The 10,692-nt window shown below is 70.8% G+C and carries 9 protein-coding genes; 6 read left to right on the top strand and 3 right to left on the bottom strand.

What is annotated here, in order from left to right; translation table 11 throughout:
* Positions 1–22: 22 nt before the first annotated feature.
* Both bioD and bioF read right to left on the bottom strand, forming a co-directional pair.
* Positions 23–703: a dethiobiotin synthase gene (gene bioD / locus CH341_RS09900; RefSeq protein ID WP_111418872.1), complete on the bottom strand. Its 681-nt coding sequence runs from the start codon at positions 701–703 to the stop codon at positions 23–25.
* Complete coding sequence (gene bioF, locus CH341_RS09905; RefSeq protein WP_111418873.1) at positions 700–1,860, bottom strand: 8-amino-7-oxononanoate synthase; 1,161 nt, start codon at positions 1,858–1,860, stop codon at positions 700–702. The genes bioD and bioF overlap by 4 nt, the downstream gene beginning before the upstream one ends.
* Positions 1,861–2,114: 254 nt before the next feature.
* On the opposite strand from bioF, the gene CH341_RS09910 reads away from it, so the two are divergent.
* Positions 2,115–3,353 carry an adenosylmethionine--8-amino-7-oxononanoate transaminase gene (locus tag CH341_RS09910; protein WP_281022359.1) on the top strand — a complete coding sequence of 413 codons (1,239 nt, stop codon included), beginning with the start codon at positions 2,115–2,117 and terminating at the stop codon, positions 3,351–3,353.
* Positions 3,350–4,261 carry a 2-dehydropantoate 2-reductase gene (locus CH341_RS09915; protein ID WP_111418875.1) on the top strand — a complete coding sequence of 304 codons (912 nt, stop codon included), beginning with the start codon at positions 3,350–3,352 and terminating at the stop codon, positions 4,259–4,261. The genes CH341_RS09910 and CH341_RS09915 overlap by 4 nt, the downstream gene beginning before the upstream one ends.
* Here CH341_RS09915 and CH341_RS09920 read toward each other — a convergent pair.
* Positions 4,212–5,441: a hypothetical protein gene (locus CH341_RS09920; RefSeq protein WP_146604428.1), complete on the bottom strand. Its 1,230-nt coding sequence runs from the start codon at positions 5,439–5,441 to the stop codon at positions 4,212–4,214. The genes CH341_RS09915 and CH341_RS09920 overlap by 50 nt on opposite strands.
* A gap of 292 nt (positions 5,442–5,733) precedes the next feature.
* Here CH341_RS09920 and asnB point away from each other — a divergent pair, with 292 nt between their 5' ends.
* From asnB to nadE, 4 genes are read left to right on the top strand one after another with little or no spacing between them, the layout of a single operon-like run.
* Positions 5,734–7,692, top strand: a complete 1,959-nt coding sequence (gene asnB, locus CH341_RS09925; RefSeq protein WP_111418877.1) for an asparagine synthase (glutamine-hydrolyzing) — start codon at positions 5,734–5,736, stop codon at positions 7,690–7,692.
* 6 nt (positions 7,693–7,698) lie between these two features.
* Positions 7,699–7,965 carry an acyl carrier protein gene (locus CH341_RS09930; protein WP_111418878.1) on the top strand — a complete coding sequence of 89 codons (267 nt, stop codon included), beginning with the start codon at positions 7,699–7,701 and terminating at the stop codon, positions 7,963–7,965.
* A 41-nt stretch (positions 7,966–8,006) separates the two neighbouring features.
* Positions 8,007–9,551, top strand: coding sequence for a class I adenylate-forming enzyme family protein (locus tag CH341_RS09935; RefSeq protein WP_111418879.1), 1,545 nt, complete (start codon positions 8,007–8,009; stop codon positions 9,549–9,551).
* Positions 9,548–10,582, top strand: coding sequence for an NAD(+) synthase (nadE, locus tag CH341_RS09940; protein WP_111418880.1), 1,035 nt, complete (start codon positions 9,548–9,550; stop codon positions 10,580–10,582). The genes CH341_RS09935 and nadE overlap by 4 nt, the downstream gene beginning before the upstream one ends.
* The last annotated feature ends 110 nt before the right edge of the window (positions 10,583–10,692 follow it).

Below are 10,692 nucleotides of genomic sequence, written 5' to 3' on the forward strand. Positions count from 1 at the left end.
GCATCGGCGCGCGCCGTCGAGGTCAGATCGTGGCGGCGAGCTGGGCGAAGGTGGGATGCTCCGGTCCCTGGTCGGCCGGCAGGCGCGGCACCACCAGCACGTCGATGCCGGACGCGAAGGCGCGCAGCGACTCGACCGTCTCGTCGAGCGGGATCGAGCTGTCGGCCGTCTGGCTGACCACGATGGCCTTCACGGCCAGCCCGCGCCGTGCCAGCACGTCGAGCGCCGACAGCGTGTGGCTGATCGTGCCGAGATAGCTGCCGGCGACCAGCACGACCGGGGCGGCCACCGCGACCATCAGATCCAGCACCGTGTGGGAGGGATCGAGCGGCGCCATGATGCCGCCGACGCCTTCGATCACCAACACGTCACGGCGCTTGGCGACGCGCTCGCGGCAGAACTCGATCACGGCGTTCGCGTCGATGGTCCGGCCTTCGCGGCGCGCCGCGAGATGCGGCGACAGCGGCGCCTGGAACCGCCACGGCGCCACCGCGGCGATGTTCTCCTCGGTCGGTTCTGCTCCGGTCGCGGCGATCAGCAGGCCGGCGTCGCTGCCGTCCGCCTCGCGCGGGTCGTAGCCGCTCTGCACCGGCTTGAGCACGTCGACGGTCCGCCCCTTCGCCTGAAGGGCCTTGATCAGCCCGCGAGACACGAAGGTCTTGCCCACCTCGGTTCCGGTGGCGCTGACGAAAACCACAGTCATGACACGGTCCCCAGTATGCGGTCGCGGATCAGGTCCGCGAGCCGCTCGATGTCCTCGTCCGAGTGGGCAGGCGTGAAGGTGAGCCGCAGTCGCGCCGTCCCGGGCGGCACGGTCGGCGGGCGGATCGCCACCACCAGATAGCCCGCCTCGGCGAGCATGCGGGAGGCGGCGAGCGCCGCCTCGGACTCGCCGACGACCACCGGCACGATCGGGCTTTGCGGGTCGGGAAGACCGACCCGGCGGGCGAACAGCCGCGCCTTGGCGACAGGCCCCTCCGCCATGCCCGGGTCGGCCTCGATCAGGTCGATGGCGGCGATCGCGGCCGCGACGACGGGCGGCGGCAGGCCGGTCGAGTAGACCAGGGTGCGGGCCCGGCTCTTCATCAGATCGACGACGGAGCGCGACGCGCACAGATAGCCGCCGTAGCCGCCGATCGCCTTGGACAGCGTGCCCATCTGCAGCGGCACGTCGGCCGGCTCGTCGAACGCGTAGGTGGAGCCGCGGCCGCCGGCCAGCACGCCGATGCCGTGCGCGTCGTCCGCCATCAGCCAGGCGTCCTGCGCCTTCGCCAGCCGGCCGAGAGCGGGCAGCGGCGCCAGATCGCCGTCCATCGAGAACACGCCGTCGGTGAGCACCAGCGCGTGGCGGTGGCCGCCGCGATGCGCCGCGAGCAACTCCTCGGCGTGGGCGAGATCGTTGTGGCGGAACACGTGCACGGCGGCGCCGCTCATCCGTGCGCCGGCGAACAGGCAGGCATGCGCCAGCTCGTCGATCACGATCATGTCATCGGCGCCGGCCAGCGCCGGGATCACGCCGGTGTTGGTCAGATAGCCGGAGCCGAACACGCAGGCCGCCTCGGCGCCCTTCAGCCGTGCGAGACGCTCCTCCAGCTCGCCGTAGAGCGGATGGTTGCCGGTGACGAGCCGCGAGGCGCCGGAGCCGATCCCGTATCGCGCGATGGCCTCCTGTGCGGCGGCCAGCACGGCCGGATGGTGCGAGAGGTTCAGATAGTCGTTGCAGGAAAACGACAGGTACCGTCGTCCGCCGCGCTCGACGACGACGCCCGCGTCGCGGGCCGTGTAGACGAGATCCCGACGCAGGCTCTCGGCGGCGAGGGCGTCGAGCTTGGCGGTGGCGAAGGCATCGAGAGAGTGCATCGGGTGGGTTCTTGCCGCGTAAGGGTCCGGACGGAAGGAGCGTGAGGCAAAACGGGTTTCACCGCGGTTTGCAATGCGGTACTGGACCGTCGGCCGTCCGGTCCGTTCCTCCGGCCGAGCCTCCAGGGTGGCCGTCCGCGATGACAAGAGCAACCGACGATGGCGAGGGGCACGCCATGCATGGCCCGCATGATGCTGTCCTGAGGGCGCCGCCGTCGGGCCATGCCGGCCGCGCAGATCCGCCATCCTGGTACGTGGCGGGCCGGGATCACGTGTGGCTGCCCTATGCGCAGATGAAGACGGCGGCGGCGCCACTGCCGGTCGTGGCCACGCAGGGCAGCCGCCTTCGGCTCGCCGAGGGACGCGAGCTGGTCGACGGCGTCGCCTCGTGGTGGACGGCCTGTCACGGCTACAATCATCCGCATATTGCAATTTCTGTCGCACGGCAGCTCGAGGCGCTCCCGCATGTCATGCTCGGCGGGCTCGTGCACGAGCAGGCGGCGCGGCTCGCGGCCCGGTTGGCGGCGTTGCTGCCGGGCGATCTCGGGCGCGTCTTCTTCTCGGATTCGGGGTCCGTCGCCGTCGAGGTCGCGATGAAGATGGCGGTCCAGTACTGGATCAACCACGGCTTTCGCGGGCGCACCAAGTTCGTCGCGTTCCGCGGCGGCTATCACGGCGACACCACCGCGACCATGGCGGTGTGCGATCCCGACGACGGGATGCATCGCCTGTTCAAAGGCCTGTTACCGGAGCACGTGATCACGGACCTGCCGCGCGACGAGGAGACGACGGCGGCCCTCGACGGCCTGCTCGCCGGGCGCGCCGACGAGATCGCCGGCATTCTGGTCGAGCCTCTGGTGCAGGGCGCCGGGGGCATGCTGTTCCACGACGCGGCGGTGCTGCAGCGCCTGCGCGTGCTCGCCGACCGGCACGAGACGCTGCTGATCTTCGACGAGGTGTTCACCGGCTTCGGCCGCACCGGCGCGATGTTCGCCTGCGAAGGAGCCGGCGTCGTGCCCGACATCGTCACGCTCGGCAAGGCGCTGTCGGGCGGCACGCTGCCGCTCGCCGCCACGATCGCGAGCGAGAAGATCTTCGCCGCGTTCTGGTCGGACGATCCGATGCACGCGCTGATGCACGGGCCGACCTTCATGGGCAACGCGCTCGGCTGCGCCGCCGCCAATGCGTCGCTGGATCTGTTCGAGCGCGAGCCGCGGCTAGATCAGGTGAAGGCGATCGCGGCGCGGCTCGCCGACGGCCTCGCGTCGTGCCGCGGGCTTCCTCACGTGGTCGATGTGCGGGTGCGCGGCGCCATCGGCGTCGTCGAGCTCGACGCCATCGACATTCCGGCCCTGAAGGCGCGGTTCGTGGAGGAGGGCGTCTATGTGCGCCCGTTCGGCCGCATCGTCTATCTCACGCCGGCCTTCACGATCGGCGAGGAGGATCTGGCGCGCCTCACCGGCGCCATCGTGAGAGTGCTGAGCGAGACATGAGTGGGACTGGTGGTGCGACGCCCGTCGCCGTGATCGGCGCCGGTGCGATCGGCGGCTTGGTGAGTGCCCATCTGGCCGACGCCGGCCACGCCGTGATGCTGTGCGTGCGCACGCCGTTCGAGCGGCTTCTGGTCGAACGCGGTGGACGGACCGACGAGATCGCGGCCGGCATCGCCACGTCGCCGGGCGACGTGACGCCGATGCCCTGGGTTCTGGTCACGACCAAGTCGCAGGACACCGCGGCGGCAGGGCCGTGGTTGCGGGCGCTGGTCGGCCCCGGCACGACAGTCGTGGTGATTCAGAACGGCGTCGGCCACGCCGAGCGGGTGGCGCCGTTCGTCGGTGACGCGGCCGTGCTGCCGGCGCTGATCTATTCCGGCGTCGAGCGGGTGGCGCCCGGGCACATCCGGCTGCACACCGAGGGCCGCGTCACGGTGCCGGCCGGGCTTTTGGGCGAGGCTTTCGCCACGCTGATGCAGCACTCCGGGATCGCCGTCGTCCAGGAACCGGATTTCGTCACGGCGATGTGGCGCAAGGTGCTCACCAATGTCGCCGCGAACCCCATCACGGCGCTGACGCTGCGCCGCATCGGCGTCTTCCAGGACGACGAGGTCGCGGCGCTGGGCGAGACGCTGATCGCCGAAGCCGTCGCGGTCGGGCAGGCCGAGGGCGCCCGGATCGGCCCCGCCGACATCGCCCACACGCTCCATCTGCACCGCACCTACACTCCGACCACCGGCACCTCGATGCTGTACGACCGGCTCGGCGGCCGCCCGATGGAGCACGAGTTCATCACCGGCGCGGTGGTGCGCACGGCCGAGCGCCACGGCATCGCCGTGCCGTTCAACCGCGCCATCCTCACGCTGCTGCGGGCCCTCGATGCGGGGCGGCCGTCAGACCGCCGATGAGCTCGCTCCAGGATTCGCCGGCGAGGCCCGTCAGGATGGCGTCGCCGCGCGCGACCGCGTCGAGCACCTCCGCGTCCCGTGAATGGACCAGCGTCGCGCCGCGATGCAGGATGATGCAGTTCGCGTAGAGCAGCGCCTCGAGGAGGCTCGGATCGATCCGGCCGGTGAGCGCGACGGCGCCGCGCGCATGGGCATCACGGATCAGGCTGCCGACGACGATCTCGGCCGCGGCCGCGTCGCGGGCCAGGACCTGGAGAACATGGGCGAGCTCGTTGCGACCGGTGTGATACAGGAAAGCGCCGGCCGGGGCGCCGCGGCGGTCCGTCACCACGCCGCAGACGAGCTCGCCGAAGGCCGGCATGTGCGCCGCATGGGCCAGACGGCCTGCGAGCTGCGCCTCCGGCCAGGCGGGCGCCAGTGCGAAGCGGCGCATCAGATCGCCGACGACCGGCACGATCGCGGCGCGGTCGACGATCGTGGTCGTGAATCCGGCCGGCTCCGGCGGAAGCGCCAGATAGTCGCCGCCGAGGCGTCGTCCGACGGTGCGGTCCAAACCTCCGGCGAGCGGATGCAGCGCGCGGAGCATGCGCCAGCGCTTCGCCGACAACGCGACGGCGGTGCCGGCCGGGCGCAGCAGGCGCAGCCATTTCATGCTGTAGGCCGCGACCGCGGTGCCGCCGAGCTTGGTCCACAGCTTGCGCGACAGCGGGCTCGACGTCTCGGTGAAGGACAGCTCTTGGGGTCCGCCGACGAAGGAGCGCATCAGCCGGGCGCCGGCGAACGAGTCCTGCTTCGGATCGGCGACCATCAGGGCGCAGGCATGCGCCGCCCGGATCGTCCGCCCCTTCACGCTCATCGGCTGGGCGAGCGAGCCGATGAAGCCCGACACCTCGCCGGCCGCCGTGACATGGACGAGCGACGGCGAGGCGGGATCGTACTCGGGCCCGTCGAGGAACAGCCTGCGGAAATACGCCAGGATGGCCGCGAGCGGCACCGCGTCGCCGCTGCGGAACGTGGTCTTGAACAGCCCCGCCACCGCCGGCAGGTCCTCCGCCGCGAAGGCACGGATGGCCGGCCGTCCGGCCGCGATCACGGCCGGTGCCGCGACGTCGGGCGCAACGATGTCGGGCGCGGCGATCGCGGTCGTCGGTCCGGGCGGAGAGGACGATGCAGGGCTCATGAATCCCATAACGCTCACGCCTGGCCTCCATGGCGGGCGGGCCTGCGCTCGGCCCCAAGGTACAAACTGTCGCACCCGACGGAAATACCAGATCCGGAGGCTAGTACCACGACTAGAGGGAGAATTTGCCCCGACAGCGTTACCGCCGGTCTGCCCCGCGGGTCGGCCCCCGAGGTGGTGCCGGGCCGGCCTGCAGTTTAACGTTAACCCCCGAAACGCGCTGCATTAGACCGTTTCATAGCCTAGGTTGCACGCGTCCTGACCCCGTCGCGTCACCGAAGGAGCCGTCCACGTGTGCGGTATCGCCGGATACGTTGGTAGACCCGACCCCACCGTGCCGCCGCACGCGCTGCTGGCCCGGATGGTCGGCGCGATCGCGCATCGTGGCCCGGATGCGCGAGGAAGCCATGTCGAGGTCGGCGTCGGCCTCGCTCATGCGCGGCTGAGCATCCTGGATCTCGCCGGCGGCGCGCAGCCGATGAGCGACGTGGAGGACGAGCTCGTCCTCACCTTCAACGGCGAGATCTTCAACTATGTCGAGCTGCGCGACGAGCTGTTGCAGCGCGGCTGCCGGTTCCGCACCGCCTCCGACACCGAGACCATCCTCCAGGCCTATCGGGTGTTCGGCCCGGACTGCGTCCAGAAGTTCAACGGCGACTTCGCCTTCGCGCTGTGGGATCGCGGCCGGCGCCGGCTGATGCTGGCGCGCGACCGCGTCGGCGTGCGCCCGGCCTTCTACGCGACGCGCGGGAACGCGCTGTACTTCGCCTCCGAGATCAAGGCGCTGCTCGAGGTGCCGGACGTCGCCGCCGAGATCGACCCGGTCGCGCTCGACCAGGTGCTGACCTTCTGGTTCCCGCTGGCGCCGCGCACGATCTTCAAGGACATTTGCGAGCTGCCGCCCGGCCACATGCTGCTCGCCGACGAGGCCGGCCTGCGCGTCACGCCGTACTGGCGCCTGTCGTTTCCGGATGCGGGCGATCACGCGGCGCTCGACCGGCGCGCTCCCCGCGACATCGCCGACGAGCTGGGCGCGTTGCTGGAGGACGCGACCCGGATCCGGCTGCGCGCCGACGTGCCGGTCGGTGCCTATCTCAGCGGCGGCCTCGATTCCTCGATCGTCACGGCGCTGATGAAGCGGCTCGCGCCGGACCGGCTGAAGACCTTCTCGGTCGCCTTCGAGGACGCCGAATACGACGAGCGGCCGTTCCAGGAGATGATGGCGGCGGCGCTGGGCACCGAGCACCGCACCATCACCTGCGCCGGCGCCGATATCGCACGATCGTTTCCCGACATCGTCGCCCATGTCGAGCGACCGTTGGTGCGCACCGGTCCGGCGCCGCTCTACGGCCTCGCCGCCCTGGTGCGCCGCGAGGGGCTCAAGGTCGTGTTGACGGGCGAGGGGGCCGACGAGGTCTTCGCCGGCTACGACCTGTTCAAGGAGGCGAAGCTGCGCCGCTTCTGCGCCGCGCAGCCCGGCTCGCGCCGGCGGCCGCTGCTGCTGCAGCGGCTCTATCCCTACCTGCCGCAGCTCCAGACCCAGTCGCAGCGCTATCGCGAGGCGTTCTTCCTCGGCAGCGCCGACGAGCTCGCCGATCCGCTGTTCTCCCACCTGCCTCGCTTCCGCACGATGCGCGGCATCAAGCAGTTCTACGGCGCGGGCCTGCGGGAGACGCTGGGCGACTACGACGCGCTCGCCGATCTGCGCGACCGGCTGCCGGACGACTTCTCCCGCTGGCATCCGCTGTCGCAGGCGCAGTATCTCGAGACCGCCTTCCTGCTCCCCGGTTACATCCTCTCGTCGCAAGGCGACCGTGTGTCGATGGCGCACGCCGTCGAGGGACGCTTCCCGTTCCTGGATCCGCGCGTGATCGATTTCGCCACCCGCATCCCGCCGCATCTCAAGCTCCGGGTTCTCCGCGAAAAGCACATTCTTCGCGAGGCCACGGCGGATCTGTTGCCGGACGCCATCGCCAACCGGCCGAAGCAGCCCTATCGGGCGCCCGACAGCCGCGCCTTTCTGGGCCCGCAGCGGCCGTCCTATGTCGACGACGCGCTGTCGCTCGCCGCAGTCGGACGGGCCGATCTGTTCGACGCCGGCGCCGTCCAGAAGCTGTTGCGCAAGTGCGACGCCGGGCGCGCGCCAGGAGCCCGCGACAACGCCGCCTTCGTCGGCATTCTCTCGACGCAGCTCCTGCATGGGCGCTTCGTCGACACCAGCATCCCCCGTTCGTCTCACGAAGCCGCCTGAGGACCCATGACCACCATGCGCCGCGACCAGATCCGCACCTTCATCAACGACAACTTCCTGTTCCGCGAGGACCGCGAGTCGATCGCCGACGGCGACTCGCTGCTCGACGCGGGGCTGATCGACTCGACCGGCATTCTCGAGCTCGTCGCCTTTCTGGAGACCGAGTTCGGCCTCGTCGTCGACGACGCCGACATCGTTCCGGAGAACCTCGACTCGATCGACCGCATCGCGGCCTATGTCGACAGCAAGCTGAACACCGCGGCGGCCGCCTGACGGCGCGTCCGCGCCTCCGCTCGCCCATCGAGGAGCCGCCCATGCGGGTCGAGGACTTTCTGGTCGGGAGCGCCTCGCGCACGCCCGACAAGGTCGCGCTGGTCGCCGGCGACCGGCGGCTCACCTTCCGGGATCTCGACGTCGCGTCGACCCGGCTCGCCGGTGCGCTCCGGCGCCGCGGCGTGACCCGCGGCGACCGCGTCGTGGTGTTCATGGACAACGGCGCCGACGCCGTGGTCGCGATCTTCGCGAGCCTGAAGGCCGGCGCCGTGTTCAGCCCGCTGCATCCCTCGACCAAGGCCGACAAGCTCGCCTTCGTGCTGAACAATTGCCGGGCCACCGCGGTCGTCACGCTCGGCCGCCTGTCCCGCACCCTGCAGGCCGCGCTCGCCCAGGCGCCGAGCGTCACCACGGTCGTGGTCGCCGATGCGCGCGCCGACACGCCGGCGGACTGGCTGCGGATCGAGGAGGCGGTCGCGGCCGAGCCGGGAGTGCTGCCGTTCCCGGGCATCGGGCCGGACCTCGCGATGCTGGTCTACACCTCGGGCTCGACCGGCTTTCCGAAGGGCGTGATGATGACCCACGACAATGTCGTGGCCGCCGCGACCTCGATCACCACCTATCTGGAGAGCCGCGCCGACGACGTCGTCATGAGCGTGCTGCCGCTGTCCTTCGACTACGGCCTCTATCAGGTGCTGATGGCCGCGAAGGTCGGCGCGACACTGGTGCTGGAGAAGTCCTTCACGTTCCCCCAGGTGATCCTGCAGAAGATCGACGCGGAGCGCGCGACCGTGTTCCCGCTGGTGCCGACCATGGCGGCGCTGCTGCTTCAGATGAAGGACCTGAAGGCCGGCGACCTGCCGACGCTGCGCACCCTCACCAACACGGCGGCGGCGCTGCCGGCCGCCCATATCGAGAAGCTGCAGGCGCTGTTTCCGCAGGCGCGGCTGTTCTCGATGTACGGGCTCACCGAGTGCAAGCGCTGCACCTGGCTGCCACCGGCGGAGCTGGCGCGGCGGCCGGACTCGGTCGGCGTGGCGATCCCGGGCACCGAGGCCTACGTGGTCGACGAGGCCGGCGCGCGCGTCGCGCCCGGCGTGGTCGGCGAGCTGGTCATCCGCGGCCCGCACGTGATGAAGGGCTACTGGGAGAATCCCGAGGCGACGGCGCGGGCGCTGAAGCCGGGTCCCTATCCGTGGGAAAACGTGCTCCACACCGGCGACCTGTTCCGCGCCGACCCGGACGGCTTCCTGTATTTCGTCGCCCGCAAGGACGACATCATCAAGTCGCGCGGCGAGAAGGTGAGCCCGCGGGAGGTCGAGACCGTCCTGTACGCCCTCGCCGGCGTGCGCGAGGCGGCGGTGATCGGCGTCGACGATCCGATCCTGGGCGCCGCCATCAAGGCCTTCGTGGCGGTGGAGCCGGGCAAGCTGACGGCCCAGGACGTGATCCGCCACTGTGCCCAGCATCTCGAGGACTTCATGGTGCCGAAGCACGTCGAGTTCCGCGACGCGCTGCCGAAATCGGACAACGGAAAGATCGACCGCCGCGCGCTCGCCGCGCCGCTGATGGATGCCGCCGAATGACCACGCCGCTCCGCCTGTACGCCATCGACGAGGTCGTGGCCGCGCCGCCCCCGACATCCGCGACCGCCTTCTCGGCCGCCGCGCTCGCCATCGACCCGGTCGCCGAGACGGTGCGGATCGCCGCCGCGGTGAAAGCCCAGGTGCTGCGTACGCTGCGCCGGCGCGGCGTCGTGCTCGGCCTGTCGGGCGGCATCGACTCCAGCGTCACGGCGGCCCTGTGCGCCCGCGCGCTCGGGCCCGGCCGCGTGCTCGGCGTGCTGATGCCGGAGACCGATTCCGATCCGGAGAGCCTGCGGCTCGGCCGGCTGATGGCGGCGGCGATCGGCATCGAAACCGTGGTCGAGGACATCGCGCCGATGCTGCAGGCGGCCCGCTGCTACGCCCGGCGCGACGATCTGATCCGCACCGTCGTGCCGGAGTACGGCGACGGCTGGGGCTGCAAGGTCGCGATCGCCAACGCGCTCGACGGCTCGCCCTACAGCCTCACCTCCCTGGTCGTGCAGTCGCCGGACGGCGTGCAGCGCAAGCTTCGGCTGCCGCTCGACGTGTATCTCGGCATCGTCGCCGCGACCAACATGAAGCAGCGCACCCGCAAGCAGATCGAGTATTTCCACGCCGACCGGCTCAACTACGCCGTTGCCGGCACGCCGAACCGGCTCGAATACGACCAGGGCTTCTTCGTCAAGAACGGCGACGGCGCCGCCGACCTGAAGCCGATCGCGCATCTCTACAAGACGCAGGTCTACGCGCTCGCGGCGCATCTCGGCGTGCCGGAGGAGATCCGCCGCCGGCCGCCCACCACCGACACCTGGTCGCTCGCCCAGACCCAGGACGAGTTCTACTTCTCGCTGCCCTGGGACCGCATGGACCTGTGCCTGTGGGCGCTGAACAACGGCGTCGCGGCCGAGGCGGCGGCGCCGGCCATCGGCCTCACGGTCGCGCAGCTCGACAATGTGTGGCGCGACATCGCGGCCAAGCGCCGCGTCGCCCAGTACCTGCACGCCGGCCCGCTGCTGGTGGACGAGGTTTAGGCACTGTCATTCCGGGACGGCGGGTTAGGCGCTGACTCGATCGGCCTCATGGTGAGGAGCGCTCCGAAGGAGCGCGTCTCGAACCATGGCCGGCACCGGGGCCGCCGTCC

The sequence above is a fragment of the Rhodoplanes roseus genome, from assembly GCF_003258865.1.
Taxonomy (GTDB): domain Bacteria; phylum Pseudomonadota; class Alphaproteobacteria; order Rhizobiales; family Xanthobacteraceae; genus Rhodoplanes; species Rhodoplanes roseus.

Excerpts from the sequence above, each read along its gene's own strand:
- CH341_RS09930 (WP_111418878.1), top strand. The coding sequence starts at position 7,699 with ATGACCACCATGCGCCGCGACCAGATCCGCACCTTCATCAACGACAAC.
- bioD (WP_111418872.1), bottom strand. The coding sequence starts at position 703 with ATGACTGTGGTTTTCGTCAGCGCCACCGGAACCGAGGTGGGCAAGACC.
- nadE (WP_111418880.1), top strand. The coding sequence starts at position 9,548 with ATGACCACGCCGCTCCGCCTGTACGCCATCGACGAGGTCGTGGCCGCG.
- CH341_RS09915 (WP_111418875.1), top strand. The coding sequence starts at position 3,350 with ATGAGTGGGACTGGTGGTGCGACGCCCGTCGCCGTGATCGGCGCCGGT.
- CH341_RS09920 (WP_146604428.1), bottom strand. The coding sequence starts at position 5,441 with ATGAGCCCTGCATCGTCCTCTCCGCCCGGACCGACGACCGCGATCGCC.
- bioF (WP_111418873.1), bottom strand. The coding sequence starts at position 1,860 with ATGCACTCTCTCGATGCCTTCGCCACCGCCAAGCTCGACGCCCTCGCC.
- CH341_RS09935 (WP_111418879.1), top strand. The coding sequence starts at position 8,007 with ATGCGGGTCGAGGACTTTCTGGTCGGGAGCGCCTCGCGCACGCCCGAC.